This is a genomic window from Pantoea sp. Cr_R13 (assembly GCF_029222565.1).
In the GTDB taxonomy this organism is placed as follows: Bacteria; Pseudomonadota; Gammaproteobacteria; order Enterobacterales; family Enterobacteriaceae; genus Pantoea; species Pantoea eucalypti.
The window spans coordinates 1-16339 of record NZ_JARHXL010000016.1; the positions used below are offsets into that span (position 1 = coordinate 1).

Here is a 16339-nt window from a genome sequence, read left to right on the forward strand (position 1 = left end):
TTGTTCAAAAACGCTCCCGGCGTTTTTAGTACGCACCTCATCCCTGAGGCGCGCCCGTTGCCGGGCCAACGGCCGGGCCAACGCTTTGCGTTGTTCAAAAACGCTCCCGGCGTTTTTGTCCCTGGTCCGCGATGCTTTACTACAGGCATAAGCTCCCATCGCTTTGAATTCAGAAGCCGTCAGTCAGAATACCCGTTTTTCCTCTCCCTCAGCCGTAACGCCCCGTAATATAATCTTCAGTCCGTCGCTGTTTCGGCGCGGTGAAAATCCGGTCGGTCTCATCAAACTCCACTAACGCGCCCTGATGCATAAACGCAGTGTAATCTGACACGCGCGACGCCTGCTGCATGTTGTGTGTCACCAGCACCAGCGTGAAATGCTGCTTCAGTGTGGTCATCAACTCTTCAATCACCAGCGTGGAGATCGGATCCAGCGCGGAGGTCGGCTCATCCAGCAGCAGCACTTCCGGCTCAATCGCAATGGCCCGGGCAATCACCAGCCGCTGCTGCTGTCCGGTCGAAAGCGTCAGCGCATTCTGTGACAGCTGATCTTTGACCTCACTCCACAGCGCCGCCGCGCGCAGTGCCCGTTCACAGGCTTCGTTCAATACCCGTCGATCGCGCACACCCTGTAAACGCAGCCCATAGACCACATTCTCATAGATCGACTTTGGAAAAGGATTGGGCCGCTGAAACACCATACCGACCCGACGGCGCAGCGCGGAGAGATCCTGTCCGGGCTGCAGGATCGGCAATGAATCCAGCAGCACCTCGCCCTCTACCCGACAGTGATCAATCACGTCGTTCATACGATTAAAGCAGCGCAGCAGCGTCGACTTACCACAGCCTGAGGGGCCAATCAGCGCAGTAATTCTGTTTTTCGGCACCTGCAAAGAAATATCCTGCAGCGCCTGGCGCTCGCCATACCATAGCGACAGATGGTTAACGGTCAGCGCGATATCCGTGTCGGACGTCATAGTCATAGCCTGTTATTGAGTCATAAGACGATAGCGTTCACGCAGACGGTGGCGCAGGCCCATCGCCAGCAGATTAAGCGACAGAATAATCAGCACCAGCAATAGCGCGGTGGCAAACACCAGCGGCCGGTCAGCTTCAATATTCGGACTCTGAAACGCCAGATCGTAAATCTGGAAGCCCAGATGCATAAACTTGCGATCCAGATGCAGATAAGGAAACACTGCGTCGACCGGCAGTTCCGGTACCATTTTTACTACCCCCACCAGCATCAGCGGTGCGGTTTCACCAGCAGCACGCGCTACCGCCAGAATCAGGCCGGTCAACATGGCTGGCACCGCCATCGGTAACACCACGTTCCACAGCGTTTCCGCCTGGGTCGCGCCCAGCGCCAGCGAACCCTGACGCAGGCTGTTGGGAATACGGGATAAGCCTTCTTCAGTCGCCACAATCACCACTGGCAGCGTCAGCAAGGCGAGCGTCAGTGAGGCCCACAGCAAACCCGGCGTGCCAAAAGTGGGATTCGGCAGCGCGCTGGCGAAGAAGAGCTGGTCAAGGGTGCCGCCCACCAGCCAGACAAAGAAGCCCAGACCAAATACGCCATAAACAATTGAAGGGACGCCCGCCAGATTGACCACTGCGATACGCACCAGCCTGGTCAGCGCATTGCGTCCGGCATATTCGTGCAGCCAGATGGCGGCGATGACGCCCAGCGGCATCACCACCACCGACATCAATAACACCATCAGCACGGTGCCAAATATCGCCGGAAACGCCCCGGATTCACTTTCACCCTCGGCGGGTGTGTCACTGACGAAACGCCACAGCTGATGCAAAAAATGTCCGGTTTTGCCGGTCAGCGTCATCGCATTAGGTTTCCAGCTGTCGACGATTTCGGTCAGCGGGATCGCATGTTCGGTGCCCTGCACATCCCGCAGAACTAACACATCGCGCTGACTCTGCAGTTGCAGAGAAGCCAGTGTCTCACTCAGTTGATTGAAGCGGCGCTGTAAGGCAGCCTGATTGGCCTGATATTCCGATTCGGCCTGCAGATCAAAGTGCCCGGCAGCACGGTTTGTGGCCGCCTGCTCATCAAGCTCCTCACGCTGGCTGTTGATGCGCGCCATCCCGACCCGGCGAATCTGGTTAGCCTGCCGCACCAGCATCTGCACCTGTCCGAGCCGCTGATTCAGCAGGGCATCGGGATCCTGCGCAGTTAACTCTTCATTATCTTCACGCAGGCCAACAAACCAGCCATAAGCCTGGCCGTGGCTGCGGCGTTGCAGCACCATGATATCTGCTGGCTGGCTGACCTTCGCTGCCGTGCGACTGTAGACGACGCGGAAATCGGGTGCGTCCCAGTCACGGTTACCGGTTTTGATCAGATAGCGATTCACCTGACCACCGCTGTTACCCTGCTCATCGGCCGGGGCCGGAAAACGTCGCTGATGTTCCAGCGTTTCGCCCAGCAGACGTGTTTCGCCACCCTCAGGCTGACTGAACGTATAAAGGTCAACACGCTGCGGCCAGAAAGCGCGAACGCCCTGCCACGCCAGTAGGCCAATTAGCAGCGTAAAAGCCAGCAGGCAGACGGCGACGGCACCGGCGGTTAACCAGCGCCAGCGGTCATTCTGTCGCATCGCTTTCATGCCTGCTCCTCGTGCTGACTGTAGCGCTGACGCAGTCGCTGACGGATCAGCTCGGCAACCGTGTTAATCACCAGCGTAAACAGCAACAGCATCAGTGCACTGAGAAACAGCACGCGATAGTGGGCACTGCCCGCTGCTGCTTCCGGCATCTCAATGGCGATGTTTGCAGAGAGCGCGCGCAGCCCGCTGAACAGGCCACCTTCACTTTGCGGCGTATTGCCGGTCGCCATCAGCAAAATCATGGTTTCTCCTACGGCGCGTCCCAGACCGATCATCAGGGCGGCGAAAATACCGGCAGAGGCACCCGGCAGCACGACGCGGGTCAGTGTCTGCCAGGGCGTCGCCCCCAGTGCCAGCGAGCCCTGCCCCAGTGCAGCAGGCACGCTAAACAGCGCATCTTCTGAGAGGGTGAAAATCAGCGGCACCAGCGCGAAGCCCATCGCCAGCGCAGCCACCAGCAGATTGCGCTGCTCGTAATGCGGGAGCCAGTCACCGGCATCCGGTATAAACAGTGTGGGCAGCCACAGCGTCAGCAGCGTGACCAGCAGCAACAGCGGCAGCAGAACCATGACCTCACGTCCCGGCTGACGCCAGCGTGGTGGTAAACGCGCGCTCAATACGCCGCACAGCAGCAGCGCGCCTGCCAGGGTCAGCGGCAGCAGCAGCACACCCACCAGCGCCTGACCGATATGTGGCGCGAGCCAAATCCCGGCAATCAGCCCGACCACCACGCTCGGCAGCGCACCCATCATCTCAATGGCCGGTTTAACCCAGCGCCGCAGGCCTGGCGCCATAAACCATGCGGTGTACATCGCCGCCGCCAGCGCCAGCGGTGTCGCAAACAGCAGTGCTAAACTGGCCGCCTTCAGCGTTCCCGAGACCATCGGCATCAGGCTGAATTTGGCCTGATAGTTATCGCCGGCCGCAGTCGATTGCCAGACCCAGTCGGGTCCAGGGTAGTTTTCATACCAGATTTTTTGCCAGAAATTGCGCCAGGTGACGTCCGGCCACGGATTATCAAGCCGCAGTGTCTGCCAGCTGCCCGGCCGCTCAATCAGCAGGCTGTCGCCGTGGGGAGAGAACTGCGCCTGCACAATGCCCGGCGCCAGCTGACGCTGCAGTATCGGGCCATGCTGCTTGCTGGCGAACAGCCGAAGCATCCCCTGCTTACTGAGGGTCGCAAACACGCGACGTTGAGATTCCGTCACCAGAATCGTCTCGCCGTCGCTGTCGGCAAAGGTCCGGATTTGCTGCAGCCGTGGCCCCTGATCGCTGGCAATCGCAAACCATTGGGTGACGCCGCGGTTATCCTGAATCAGCAGGCTTTTACCCCCTACCAGTAGATGCAAACTTTGCGGAGGCTGCGGCAGCATGTGGGTCTCGCGCAACAGTGCCCGATCATCATCAAGTTGCCAGACCCGCAGCAGATTGCCTTCAGTGGTGTAGAGCAGATCGCCGGATGGCGAGAGTGCCAGCAGATCCAGCTGACGTTGCGGAAGCGGGATAATGGATGCCTGACGATCGGTGCCCAGCGTCAGCACCCGGAGTCCGGCCTCTGTAAGAGCAGCAATGCGCCACTGGCCCGCATGACGTGTCGCCAGCGCCATCTTCGTCACCGCGCCATCAGGCAGATGGAACGGTTTGTCACCCAGTGGAAAACGCCATTGCTGGTCGGCTGTCGGCTGCATCAGCGTTAGCGCGCCCTGCATATTCAGCAACAGTGTTTGCCCATCAGCACTCTGCACGGCGTCATCGGGAGCGGGAGTCAGGGTCAGCGCCGGTTCCGCAGGCTGTCCATCCAGCGGAATAAAACGGGCCGCACCGCGTGCGCTGATTCGCCAGCCGACACTGCCCTGATTGCCCATGGCTAAAGCGGGCGCACGATCCCAGAGCTGCTGGCTGGCCGCAATTTGCAGGCCCGGCGCATTAAATAGCGGTAATACCACGCCAATCAACCAGCAGAATAGCAGCAGCATCAGCAATAGGATCGCTACGCCACAGCAGGTGACCAGTCGCCGCGTCAGACGGTCAACGGCACGACGCTTACGATCGCTGAATTGGACAGGAATGTGGTTTGCGCTCATGCGGTTCCGGTGGCAGCCTGAAATAAGCCGCTATGTTGCCCGTAGCCGATTGATAAGACAACTCCTGGCGTTGGACAACGCTGCCATACTCTCGCCATAATGTTGGTGGATACTGGATCTTCAGTCCTGCAACCGCTAAATGGAGTGAGAATGGGTCAGGTAAAGCTTTATATTGAAAAAGAATTAAGCTGGTTATCCTTTAATGAACGGGTTTTGCAGGAAGCCGCAGACAAAAGCAATCCACTGATTGAGCGGATGCGCTTTCTGGGCATCTACTCCAATAATCTCGACGAATTCTATAAAGTGCGTTTCGCCGACCTCAAACGCCGCATTCTGATTGGTGAAGAGCAGGGTTCCGCCAGTACGCCACGCCATCTGTTTAAGAAAATTCAGCAACGGGTGATGAAGTCCGATCAGGAGTTTGATGCGCTCTATAACGATCTGCTGCTGGAGATGGCACGTAATCAGATCTTCCTGATCAACGAACGTCAGCTCTCATCCAATCAGCAGGCCTGGCTGCGCCACTACTTCAAACATGAACTGCGTCAGCACATCTCGCCGATCCTGATCACCCACGAGACCGACCTGACGGAATTCCTCAAAGACGACTACACCTATCTGGCAGTAGAGATTATCCGTGGTGACCATATTCAGTATGCACTGCTGGAAATTCCGTCCGACAAAGTGCCGCGTTTCATCAATTTACCGGCAGAGCCACCGCGTCGCCGTAAACCGATGATCCTGCTGGATAACATTTTGCGTTACTGCCTGGATGATATTTTCAAAGGCTTTTATGACTACGACGCGCTCAACGCCTATTCAATGAAAATGACGCGTGACGCCGAGTACGACCTGGTCACGGAAATGGAGTCGAGCCTGCTGGAACTGATGTCCTCCAGCCTGAAGCAGCGACTGACGGCGGAGCCGGTACGTTTTGTCTACCAGCGCGATATGCCCGACACCATGGTGTCGCTGCTGTGCCATAAGCTTTCCATCTCTAACCTGGATTCCATTTTGCCGGGCGGCCGCTACCACAACTTCAAAGACTTTATCGGCTTCCCGAACGTCGGCAAAAACAACCTGGTTAACCGCCCGCTGCCGCAGATTCGCCACATCGGCTTTGATGGCTTCCGCAACGGCTTTGATGCGATTCGCAATCGCGATGTGCTGCTCTACTATCCGTACCATACCTTTGAGCATGTGCTGGAGTTGCTGCGTCAGGCATCGTTTGACCCCAGCGTGCTGGCAATCAAAATCAATATCTACCGCGTCGCCAAACACTCCCGCATTATGGATGCGATGATCCATGCCGCCTATAACGGTAAAAAAGTCACGGTGGTGGTGGAACTGCAGGCGCGCTTTGATGAAGAAGCTAACATTTACTGGGCGAAACGCCTGACTGAAGCGGGTGTACACGTCATTTTCTCCGCACCAGGCCTTAAAATTCACGCCAAGCTGTTCCTGATTTCACGCCGCGAAGGCGAAGAGATTGTGCGCTACGCGCATATCGGTACCGGGAACTTTAACGAGAAAACCGCGCGACTCTATACCGATTACTCATTGCTGACCGCGGATGCGCGCATCACCAATGAAGTGCGCCGGGTGTTCAACTTTATTGAGAATCCCTATCGGCCTGTGACGTTCGATCACCTGATGGTGTCGCCACAGAACTCGCGCCGGATGCTGTATGAACTGATCGACACCGAAATTGCCAATGCTCAGCAAAATAAGCCCTGCGGCATTACTCTGAAAATAAACAATCTGGTGGACAAAGGTCTGGTTGATCGGCTTTATACAGCCTCGAGCGTAGGGGTAAAGGTCAATCTTCTGGTGCGCGGAATGTGCTCATTAATTCCTGACTTGCCTGGGATCAGTGAAAATATTCGTGTCATCAGTATTGTTGATCGTTATCTGGAACATGATCGCGTCTATATTTTTGAAAATGGCGGCGATAAAAAGGTGTTCCTCTCCTCCGCTGACTGGATGACGCGTAACATCGATTACCGCATTGAAGTGGCTGTGGCGATTCTCGATCCCCACATCCGGCAGCGTATACTCGACATTATTGCTATTCAGTTGAGTGATACGGTAAAAGCCCGCATCGTCGATAAAGAGTTGAGTAACCATTACGTCCAGCGCGGCAATCGTCGTAAAGTGCGCTCGCAGCTGGCCATCTATGATTACATCAAGAAACTGGAACAACCTGAATAAATCCTATGCCAATTTCTCATAAAAGTACGCCAAAACCCCAGGAGTTTGCGGCGATTGACCTGGGCTCGAACAGTTTCCATATGGTAATTGCGCGGGTTGTCGATGGTGCGATGCAGGTACTGGGCCGCCTTAAACAGCGCGTCCATCTGGCGGACGGGCTGGATGCTCAACACAACCTCAGCGAAGAGGCGATGGAGCGTGGCTTAGCCTGCCTGGCACTGTTTGCCGAACGCCTGCAGGGATTCAGTCCCAGCAACGTGACGATTGTCGGCACCCATACGCTGCGCGAGGCGATCAACGCCGAAACCTTCCTGCAGCGCGCTGCCGAGGTGATCCCCTATCCAATCGAGGTGATTTCAGGCCATGAAGAAGCGCGTCTGATCTTTATGGGTGTGGAGCACACACAGCCGGAAAAAGGCCGCAAGCTGGTTATCGATATCGGCGGCGGCTCTACTGAGCTGGTGATTGGTGAGGATTTCGAACCTCAGCTGGTTGAGAGCCGGCGCATGGGTTGCGTCAGTTTCGCCCAGCTCTATTTCCCGAAAGGGGAAATCAGTCGTGAAAACTTCCGTCGCGCCCGCTTAGCGGCTGCACAGAAGCTGGAAACGCTGGCGTGGCAATATCGTCTGCATGGCTGGCAATATGCGCTGGGCGCATCCGGTACCATCAAAGCTGCCTGCGAAGTGCTGCAGGCGATGGATGAAAAAGAGAAGCTGATTACGCCTGAGCGTCTCGAAAAGCTCTATGACGAAGTGATGAAACATAAATCCTTCTCTGCACTGAGCCTGCCGGGCCTGTCAGAAGAGCGCAAAGGCGTGTTTGTCCCCGGACTGGCGATTCTCTGTGGCGTCTTCGATGCGCTGGCGATTCGCGAGCTGCGCCTCTCCGACGGTGCGCTGCGTGAAGGTGTGCTCTATGAGATGGAGGGCCGTTTCCGCCATCAGGATATTCGCAGCCGCACAGCACAAAGTCTGGCTAACCATTACGCCATCGACAGCGATCAGGCTCGACGTGTGCTGGAGACGACCGAGCAGCTTTATCTGCAATGGCGCGATCAGAACCCAAAGCTGGCGAATCCGCAACTGGCTGCACTGCTAAAATGGGCGGCGATGCTGCACGAAGTGGGCCTGACTATCAATCACAGCGGCCTGCAACGTCATTCAGCCTATATTCTGCAAAACACCAACCTGCCGGGGTTCAATCAGGATCAGCAGATGCTACTGGCGGCACTGGTCAGATTCCATCGTAAAGCAGTGAAGCTTGATGAGTTACCACGCGTAACGCTGTTCAAGAAAAAGCAGTTTGTGCCGCTGATTTTTCTGCTGCGCCTGGGCACCCTGCTGAATAATCAGCGCCAGGCCACCACGCGTCCGGATGCGTTAACCCTGAAATGCGATGATGGCCACTGGACGCTGATTTTCCCGGCGGGCTACTTTGCGCAGAACAATCTGGTTCAGCTCGATCTTGAACGCGAGCAGGCTTACTGGAACGACGTCACCGGATGGAAGCTGATCCTCGAAGAAGATATCTGACAACCCGGGCGCCCCGCGCCCGTTTAACCGAATTGATGACTATGACACAACCAACCGCACCGCTTTCAGGCGAAAACTATTTTGCCGACACCTATGGTTTAACGCCGCCCCACTCCGAAGTGGTTGCGGCTCTGCCCCAGCTTAACGTCGGCAAGGCGCTTGATCTTGGCTGTGGCGTGGGACGCAATACGCTGTTTCTGAATCAGCACGGTTTTGACGTGACAGCGTGGGATCACAATCCGCAAAGCCTGGCGCGCCTGCAGGAAATTATTGCGCAGGAAAACCTCCAGGGTATACACACTGAGCAGCGCGACCTGAACAACACACGCTTTAATGGCGGCTTCAACTTTGTGCTGTCGACCGTGGTAATGATGTTTCTGCAGCCGCAGACCATTCCGCAGCTGATTGCCGACATGCAGGCCTGTACGGTCAGGGATGGTTTCAACCTGATTGTGGCGGCGATGAACACGGACGATATGCCCTGCCCGGCAGATTTCTCTTTTGCGTTTAAATCGGGCGAACTCAGCCACTATTATCGCAACTGGCACATCGTGAAGTACAACGAGCACCCCGGTCAGCTGCATCGTAAAGATGAAAACGGCAACCGCATCACTTGCCGCTTTGCAACGTTACTGGCGCAAAAAGCGAGTTATTGATCTTTATCTGCTGTTTTTTTCAACAGCGATTGATTTCATCAGGCGACTGTGACTAAATATTGCAGTCGCCCTATGATGGGCTCATTACAGGAACCACCCCGCGTGAACAGCGCTATTTCTCCCCGAAGACGTCAAAAAACCGGCACCATGACCCGCATTGTGCTGCTGATCAGTTTTATCATTCTCTTTAGTCGCCTGATTTTTATCCTGCCTGCTGCCTTCGAGCATCATCAGCAACAGAAAGCTATTCCTGAGCCTGTCACCGTCACATCAAATGATACGCGCTAGCGAATACTGATATTTCGCCTGAATTGCACTGAAACCTAAACGGAATCCAGATAACTGGACTCTTTTTTGCATCCCTTTTTCAGGCGAAACGCTACACTTCGTGCTGGTGCTTACAGACTAAGGGATCCAATGTGTCTGCCTCTCAATCTCAACGTTTAAGTGAAATACGTCATCGCATTCTGACGCTGCTGCTCAATGAGCACGATCTGGTTGATTCCCTGCTGGAGAAATCCGGCGATCTCAATCCTGAACAGCAACGTGAAAATGCGGCCCAGCGTGATGCGCTGGAACAGGATATTCAGCAGCTTCATGCCGCTGACCTCGCCGACATTCTTGAAGCCCTACCCGAAGAGGAACGTCAGGCGCTGTGGCGGCTGGTGCCGAATGAGCGGCGTGGTCACGTGCTGGTTGAAGCCTCAGAAACGGTCTGGGCCAGCCTCACCGAAGAGATGAGCGACCGTGATATCCTGCGCGCTATCCAGCCGCTGGACATTGATGATCAGGTCTGGCTGGCACAATATCTGCCACGTGACCTGACCGGGCGCCTGCTGGCAACCGTAGAGCCAGCCCTGCGCGCCCGTATGCTGGACATGGTGCAGCTCGACCGCGACCGCGTAGGCCGGGTGATGGATTTTAATATCCTGACGGTGCGCGACGATGTCACGCTGGCTACAGTGCAGCGTTTTCTGCGCAAACGTAAAAGCATGCCCGGCGGTACCGATAAACTCTTTATTACTAACAAAGACAATCAGCTGCTGGGCGAACTGCTGCTAACGGATATCCTGCTTAACAAACCTAAAACTCTGGTCAGCGACGTTATGAACGCGCGCCCGACCACCTTCCAGCTCAACGACAAGGCCGAAGATGCGGCCAGTGCCTTTGAGCGTTATAACCTGATTTCTGCTGCCGTCACCGACGCCAGGGGCAAACTGATTGGCCGTGTGACCATCGAAGACATTGTCGACCTGGTGAATGCCGAAAACGAAAGTAACATTCGTAAAATGGGCGGCATCAGTCAGGAAGAGGATGTGTTTGCCCCGGTGCGTAAATCAGTACGCAAACGCTGGGCCTGGCTGGCCATTAATCTCTGTACCGCTTTTATCGCCTCAAGGGTCATCGGGCTGTTTGAGGGAACCATTTCGCAAATCGTGGCGCTTGCCACTCTGATGCCGATCGTCGCGGGTATTGGCGGCAACACCGGTAACCAGACCATCACCATGATTGTGCGGGCGCTGGCCTTACATCAGGTGGAACCGGGTAACTTCTCGTTTCTGATTGTCCGTGAACTGGGTGTAGCGCTGATCAACGGCCTGTTCTGGGGCGGTATTATGGGCGGCATTACCTGGCTGATGTATGACAATATGGCGCTGGGCGGCGTCATGATGCTGGCCATGGCGCTGAATCTGCTGCTGGCCGCGCTAATGGGTGTACTGGTTCCGCTGGTGATGACCAAAATGAAGCGCGATCCGGCCGTGGGCTCCAGCGTATTGATCACCGCTCTGACCGATACCGGCGGCTTCTTTATCTTCCTGGGGCTGGCGACGATCTTCCTGCTGCCGCACTGATCAGGCGTGCAGGCCGTAACGTTGCAGCGACCCGTTGAGATTGCGCTGGCGCGTCACCTGTGCCAGCTCACGGGTCGCCACAGGCAGCGTGTAATTGCCGCGCTGGCTCAGCCACTCCAGCACGTCCGCTAAGTGCCAGATGGCGGTTTTACCGTCGTGCACCGGCAGTGGAAACGGCGGGCGTTGGCTGAGCATTAACTTACGCATATTCTGACGTGTCATGCCGATGATCTCGGCTACATCCGTCAATCCCACAAAATCAGGTGCCGCTTCTACCAGCGTGGCACCCGGTATAGCACGCAGCACATCCTCTTCTGCCTGTCTCAATACCTCCGTGGCAGAGTCAGACTCCCGGGTAAACTCCAGTGCAATGCGCCCTGGCATACCCAGACCAATCAGTGCATCATCACAGCCTGCTGCTGCCAGTGTTTCCAGCAACTCATCCACTGGCGCATGCCCTTCCGGCAGGCTAAACCGCAGTGTAAAACAATATTCCATATGCCTCTCCTTGTGCTGCTTCAGGACTTCAGATAGTGACAATTATCTACCACGCGCCGCAGCGCCTGGGCATGCTGATGTGCATTTTTCGGTGTGCTCCAGATGCAGGTCAGACAAAACTCCCCACATCGGCACATCAACAGATTTTTCGGGCAGTACATTTTGCCCCAGGCATGATGACCTCCCGTCACGACCAGCCAGCCATGGGTTTCGGCGTAACGTAACGCCGTTTCAATCTCTTTATTGGGATGCCGCTTCCTTGCCAAGTGTGTCCCTATCCTGACGCTGAATGATTGAGTTGTCAACTGACAACCAGGGGAATATTTCTTAATGCGCCTCAGCATGCGCAGACTTTTTCTCGCAGTAAAACGGTCAGGGTATAAACTGGAAAACGTCACGCAAAAAATAAACCGCGCCAGCGAGAATCTGGCCGGACTCATGTTCAACAACGGAGGCAGGAATGTTTAAAGCAGAGGATTTTGTTCAGTCGAAAACCGGCGGACCTAAAATGCAGGTACTGCGCGTCGACGGCGACACCCTGTGGTGCGCGCGCGTTGATGATGCGGCAAAGAAAGAGATCGAAGTGAAAGCAGAGAGCGTCAATCTCTATCACGAAGAAGGTGACTTTGGCGTGTGCTGACGCAAAATGGCCCCTGGCGGGGCCAGACTGTCAGGGTTTGTCCTGCTGAAGGTTGTCATTGCCCAGACCACCGATAAACGGCAACCGCAGCCGGAACGGCGTAAAATCGAGTCCCATATTAAGCCCCAGCAGGTTCACTTCAAGTCCCTCTTCCGCGCCCAGCGTCACGCCCGCCACGCCCAGAATCGACACCTGCAAACCGCGCCCGGATGGCGGCAGCCCGATGGGATGCCACAGTGACCGGTAATCTTTGCCCAGCGCATTGGCGGGCAGATCCAGTTTTAAAGCCGGCACTTCACGGCCGATATGCGCCAGGAAGGTGTTGCTGTTCGGTCCGGGCCAGGCACGATAAGTTGTCGGCCACGGATAGGATTTAATGGCGGCTTCAATCTGCGGAATCATCGCCTCGGCTTCCGGTCCGCGATGCTCCACCAGCAGCCGGGGTTTTGCGCCATACCAGTAACCATCCGGCAGGTTGGTGTTGCGCCGGATTTTGTCGCCGCTGCCCCAGCTAATCACTTCGTAGCGGGTGAAACGCGTTTCACCTGCGCGCTTAAAGATGATCCAGGGATGCACCGCCACCCGCCCTTTCCAGCCATAGGTCGGCGCCGCATAGACCTGCACGATAGCCAGGTTATATAACGCACGCGGATCGGGCGCGATTCCGGCCGAATCCCGCCGGGCAGTGGCCCAGCCACCGGGCTGTGCGGTTTCGCCGTGACGCGTCGCCTGCGCAATGCTGGCCCCCAGCGACAGCAGTAGCACGGCAACAAAAAACAGGCTGAACACTTTCAGTGAGAGCATGACAACATTCCTGATGACGTAAGAATCACGAAACGCCTGAGTAGCAGGCGGTTACAGTAAGTGGTGGCTTTGGGATACGGATTATCGAAGCGGCGGATAAAAGCAGGACACAAAGGAAGTTAAGTGCAGGCTTCTATTGCAGGGAGAATAGCGTAATTTCCGGTAAAGTGAACAGAAAACCGCCAGTGATGGGGATAGATGTGCTGAAAGGTTAAAATGGCCCGTCTAAGTGGGGTTCAGGCAATAAAAAGCCCGCTGGAAGCGGGCTTTTTTGCATCAGCGCTTAATCGGCATAAGCTGGTTTATTCCCACTCAATCGTCGCCGGTGGCTTGCCGCTGATGTCGTACACCACGCGGGAAATGCCGTCGACTTCATTGATGATGCGGTTTGAGACGCGGCCCAGGAAATCATACGGCAGGTGCGCCCAGTGTGCGGTCATAAAGTCGATGGTTTCCACCGCACGCAGCGAGACAACCCAGTCATATTTACGCCCATCACCCATCACGCCGACTGAACGAACCGGCAGGAAGACAGTGAACGCCTGGCTGACTTTGTTGTAGAGATCCGCTTTATGCAGCTCTTCGATGAAGATGGCATCGGCACGGCGCAGCAGGTCGCAATACTCTTTCTTCACTTCGCCCAGCACACGCACGCCCAGACCCGGACCCGGGAACGGATGGCGATACAGCATATCGTACGGCAGGCCCAGCTCCAGACCAATCTTGCGCACTTCGTCTTTGAACAGCTCTTTCAGCGGCTCAACCAGGCCCATCTTCATCTCTTTCGGCAGGCCACCCACGTTGTGGTGTGACTTGATGACGTGCGCTTTACCGGTAGCTGACGCCGCCGACTCAATCACGTCCGGATAGATGGTGCCCTGTGCCAGCCACTTCACATCCTGCAGCTTCAGCGCTTCTTCGTCGAACACTTCCACAAAGACGCGACCAATGGTCTTACGCTTGGCTTCTGGCTCATCAATACCCGCCAGCGCATCCAGGAAGCGCATCTCAGCCGGCACATGGATGATGTTCAGACCGAAGTGGTCGCCAAACATATCCATTACCTGTTGTGCTTCGTTCAGACGCAGCAGGCCGTTATCCACGAACACACAGGTCAGACGGTCGCCGATGGCACGATGCAGCAGCATTGCCGTCACAGAGGAGTCCACTCCGCCTGACAGACCAAGGATGACCTTGTCGTTGCCAACCTGCTCACGCAGGCGTTCAACGGCATCTTCAATGATTTTGGCCGGTGTCCACAGTGCTTCACATTCACAGATGTCGATGATGAAGCGCTCAAGCATCCGCAGGCCCTGACGGGTATGTGTCACTTCCGGGTGGAACTGCACGCCATAGAAACGCTTCTCTTCATTGGCCATAATGGCAAACGGACAGGTTTCTGTGCTGGCAACGGTCACGAAGTCAGCCGGTATCGCCGTGACTTTGTCGCCGTGGCTCATCCAGACATCCAGCAGCGGTTTACCGGTGGCGCTGATTGCATCTTCAATGTCGCGAACCAGGGCACTTGGGGTCGTCACTTCAACCTGCGCATAGCCGAACTCGCGCTCGTTAGAGCCAGATACTGTGCCGCCCAGCTGCATCGCCATGGTCTGCATACCGTAGCAGACACCCAGCACCGGCACGCCTGCGTTGAAAACATATTCAGGTGCACGCGGGCTGTTCAGTTCTGTGGTGCTTTCCGGGCCACCGGAAAGGATGATGCCGCTAGGGTTGAACTGGCGAATCTGCTCTTCGGTGACATCCCATGCCCAGAGTTCGCAATAAACGCCGAGCTCGCGCACGCGACGTGCCACCAGCTGCGTGTATTGTGAGCCGAAATCGAGAATCAGAATGCGGTGCTTATGGATATTTTCCGTCGTCATTGAGGGGTTTCCAGAACGGTGACTTGATCAATAAAAGCGCCCGGCTGAAGCCGGGCGTGAAATCGGGATTATGAACCCATGCGGTAGTTCGGTGACTCTTTAGTGATGGTCACGTCATGCACGTGGCTCTCATTGATGCCCGCGCCGCTGATGCGAACAAATTCCGCTTTGGTGCGCAGGTCGTCAATGGTCGGGCAACCGGTCAGGCCCATGCACGAGCGCAGTCCGCCCATCTGCTGATGCACGATCTCTTTCAGACGGCCTTTATAGGCCACGCGACCTTCGATACCTTCCGGCACCAGCTTGTCAGCGGCGTTATCAGTCTGGAAGTAGCGGTCAGACGAGCCTTTGGACATCGCGCCCAGTGAACCCATACCGCGATAGGATTTGAATGAACGGCCCTGATAGAGTTCGATCTCGCCCGGCGACTCTTCGGTCCCCGCCAGCATTGAACCGACCATCACACAGGACGCACCCGCCGCGATTGCTTTGGCGATATCACCAGAGAATCGGATACCGCCGTCAGCAATCACCGGAATACCGGTGCCTTCCAGCGCAGTAACCGCGTCAGAAACGGCAGTGATCTGCGGAACGCCCACGCCGGTTACGATACGGGTAGTACAAATTGAGCCCGGGCCGATACCGACTTTAACGGCGCTGACGCCTGCCGCGACCAGCGCCAGAGCGCCTGCGCCTGTGGCCACGTTACCGCCGACGATTTCCAGGTCCGGGTATTTAGCACGGGTTTCACGGATGCGTGACAGCACACCTTCAGAGTGGCCGTGTGAAGAGTCAATCAGCAGCACGTCAACGCCTGCTGCGACCAGCGCATCAATACGCTCTTCGTTACCAGCACCCGCGCCCACCGCTGCACCGACACGCAGACGACCCTGCGCATCTTTACAGGCGTTAGGTTTACGTTCGGCTTTCTGGAAGTCTTTCACGGTGATCATGCCCAGCAGATGGAAGCTGTCATCCACGACCAGCGCTTTCTCAACGCGCTTTTCGTGCATCTTGTGCAGGACCACATCTCGCGCTTCGCCCTCTTTCACCGTCACCAGACGCTCTTTCGGCGTCATGACCGCAGAGACCGGCTGAGAGAGGTCGGTGACAAAGCGCACATCACGACCGGTGATGATACCCACCAGTTCGTTGTCGCGGTTAACTACCGGGTAGCCTGCAAAGCCGTTGCGCTCGGTCAGCACTTTCACATCAGCCAGAGGCGTGGTTGGCAGCACGGTCTGTGGTTCAGTGACCACGCCGCTTTCATGTTTCTTCACCTTGCGCACTTCGTCCGCCTGGCGTTCAATCGACATATTTTTGTGGATGAAGCCAAGGCCGCCTTCCTGTGCCAGCGCGATCGCCAGACCCGATTCGGTCACGGTGTCCATGGCAGCGGAGAGCATAGGAATGTTTAAACGGATATTTTTGGTCAGCTGAGTGCTGAGATCGGCCGTATTAGGCAGGACGGTGGAGTGTGCAGGGACGAGCAGAACGTCGTCAAAAGTGAGTGCTTCTTTAGCGATTCTTAACATGGCAATACTCCACCTCGGGT

Annotated in this window: 14 protein-coding genes; 6 read left to right on the forward strand and 8 right to left on the reverse strand. The window is 56.2% G+C overall.

From position 1 onward, the window contains the following. Positions 1–208 precede the first annotated feature (208 nt). From pstB to P2R09_RS16150, 3 genes are read right to left on the reverse strand one after another with little or no spacing between them, the layout of a single operon-like run. Positions 209–982 carry a phosphate ABC transporter ATP-binding protein PstB gene (pstB, locus tag P2R09_RS16140; RefSeq protein WP_275771229.1) on the reverse strand — a complete coding sequence of 258 codons (774 nt, stop codon included), beginning with the start codon at positions 980–982 and terminating at the stop codon, positions 209–211. A 6-nt stretch (positions 983–988) separates the two neighbouring features. Further along, on the reverse strand, positions 989–2623 hold the full coding sequence (pstA, locus tag P2R09_RS16145; protein WP_003848739.1) for a phosphate ABC transporter permease PstA: 1635 nt from the start codon (positions 2621–2623) through the stop codon (positions 989–991). Continuing rightward, positions 2620–4707, reverse strand: a complete 2088-nt coding sequence (locus P2R09_RS16150; RefSeq protein ID WP_275771230.1) for an ABC transporter permease subunit — start codon at positions 4705–4707, stop codon at positions 2620–2622. Before P2R09_RS16150 ends, pstA begins: the two co-directional genes overlap by 4 nt. Positions 4708–4857: 150 nt before the next feature. On the opposite strand from P2R09_RS16150, the gene ppk1 reads away from it, so the two are divergent. The 5 genes from ppk1 (at position 4858) to mgtE (ending at position 10959) form a co-directional block, all read left to right on the forward strand. Further along, a complete protein-coding gene (ppk1, locus tag P2R09_RS16155) occupies positions 4858–6918 on the forward strand; it encodes a polyphosphate kinase 1 (RefSeq protein ID WP_003848735.1) in 2061 nt (686 codons plus the stop codon). Between the two features lie 5 nt (positions 6919–6923). After that, a complete protein-coding gene (ppx, locus tag P2R09_RS16160; RefSeq protein ID WP_003848733.1) occupies positions 6924–8450 on the forward strand; it encodes an exopolyphosphatase in 1527 nt (508 codons plus the stop codon). A gap of 41 nt (positions 8451–8491) precedes the next feature. Then, entirely contained in the window at positions 8492–9106 is a 615-nt protein-coding gene (gene tehB / locus P2R09_RS16165) for a tellurite resistance methyltransferase TehB (protein ID WP_182629663.1), read from the forward strand. Between the two features lie 102 nt (positions 9107–9208). Further along, on the forward strand, positions 9209–9394 hold the full coding sequence (locus P2R09_RS16170; RefSeq protein WP_003848728.1) for a YfgG family protein: 186 nt from the start codon (positions 9209–9211) through the stop codon (positions 9392–9394). A 131-nt stretch (positions 9395–9525) separates the two neighbouring features. After that, complete coding sequence (gene mgtE, locus P2R09_RS16175; protein WP_275771231.1) at positions 9526–10959, forward strand: magnesium transporter; 1434 nt, start codon at positions 9526–9528, stop codon at positions 10957–10959. Here mgtE and P2R09_RS16180 read toward each other — a convergent pair whose 3' ends face one another. After that, complete coding sequence (locus tag P2R09_RS16180; RefSeq protein WP_275771233.1) at positions 10960–11457, reverse strand: DNA-binding protein; 498 nt, start codon at positions 11455–11457, stop codon at positions 10960–10962. It lies immediately after the preceding gene. Between the two features lie 20 nt (positions 11458–11477). After that, positions 11478–11723 (reverse strand): hypothetical protein, encoded by a 246-nt coding sequence (locus tag P2R09_RS16185; protein ID WP_275771235.1) that lies wholly within the window; start codon positions 11721–11723, stop codon positions 11478–11480. A 194-nt stretch (positions 11724–11917) separates the two neighbouring features. Here P2R09_RS16185 and P2R09_RS16190 point away from each other — a divergent pair, with 194 nt between their 5' ends. Further along, the gene (locus tag P2R09_RS16190; protein ID WP_003848720.1) at positions 11918–12097 is read left to right on the forward strand and encodes a hypothetical protein; all 180 of its coding nucleotides are present in this window, start codon (positions 11918–11920) and stop codon (positions 12095–12097) included. Positions 12098–12127: 30 nt separating this feature from the next. On the opposite strand, the gene P2R09_RS16195 is transcribed toward P2R09_RS16190, so the two are convergent. The 3 genes from P2R09_RS16195 to guaB all read right to left on the reverse strand — a co-directional run bounded on the left by P2R09_RS16195 (position 12128) and on the right by guaB (position 16319). Next, positions 12128–12901 carry a DUF3750 domain-containing protein gene (locus tag P2R09_RS16195; RefSeq protein ID WP_105098917.1) on the reverse strand — a complete coding sequence of 258 codons (774 nt, stop codon included), beginning with the start codon at positions 12899–12901 and terminating at the stop codon, positions 12128–12130. 302 nt (positions 12902–13203) lie between these two features. Next, complete coding sequence (guaA, locus tag P2R09_RS16200; protein WP_003848716.1) at positions 13204–14784, reverse strand: glutamine-hydrolyzing GMP synthase; 1581 nt, start codon at positions 14782–14784, stop codon at positions 13204–13206. Between the two features lie 68 nt (positions 14785–14852). Then, on the reverse strand, positions 14853–16319 hold the full coding sequence (gene guaB, locus P2R09_RS16205) for an IMP dehydrogenase (protein ID WP_003848714.1): 1467 nt from the start codon (positions 16317–16319) through the stop codon (positions 14853–14855). Positions 16320–16339: the final 20 nt, after the last annotated feature.

Bases quoted from the DNA above. Each gene is read 5' to 3' on its own strand.
- ppx (WP_003848733.1), top strand. From the start codon at position 6,924: ATGCCAATTTCTCATAAAAGTACGCCAAAACCCCAGGAGTTTGCGGCG.
- P2R09_RS16190 (WP_003848720.1), top strand. From the start codon at position 11,918: ATGTTTAAAGCAGAGGATTTTGTTCAGTCGAAAACCGGCGGACCTAAA.
- tehB (WP_182629663.1), top strand. From the start codon at position 8,492: ATGACACAACCAACCGCACCGCTTTCAGGCGAAAACTATTTTGCCGAC.
- ppk1 (WP_003848735.1), top strand. From the start codon at position 4,858: ATGGGTCAGGTAAAGCTTTATATTGAAAAAGAATTAAGCTGGTTATCC.
- P2R09_RS16180 (WP_275771233.1), bottom strand. From the start codon at position 11,457: ATGGAATATTGTTTTACACTGCGGTTTAGCCTGCCGGAAGGGCATGCG.
- pstB (WP_275771229.1), bottom strand. From the start codon at position 982: ATGACTATGACGTCCGACACGGATATCGCGCTGACCGTTAACCATCTG.
- P2R09_RS16150 (WP_275771230.1), bottom strand. From the start codon at position 4,707: ATGAGCGCAAACCACATTCCTGTCCAATTCAGCGATCGTAAGCGTCGT.
- guaA (WP_003848716.1), bottom strand. From the start codon at position 14,784: ATGACGACGGAAAATATCCATAAGCACCGCATTCTGATTCTCGATTTC.
- P2R09_RS16195 (WP_105098917.1), bottom strand. From the start codon at position 12,901: ATGCTCTCACTGAAAGTGTTCAGCCTGTTTTTTGTTGCCGTGCTACTG.
- guaB (WP_003848714.1), bottom strand. From the start codon at position 16,319: ATGTTAAGAATCGCTAAAGAAGCACTCACTTTTGACGACGTTCTGCTC.
- pstA (WP_003848739.1), bottom strand. From the start codon at position 2,623: ATGAAAGCGATGCGACAGAATGACCGCTGGCGCTGGTTAACCGCCGGT.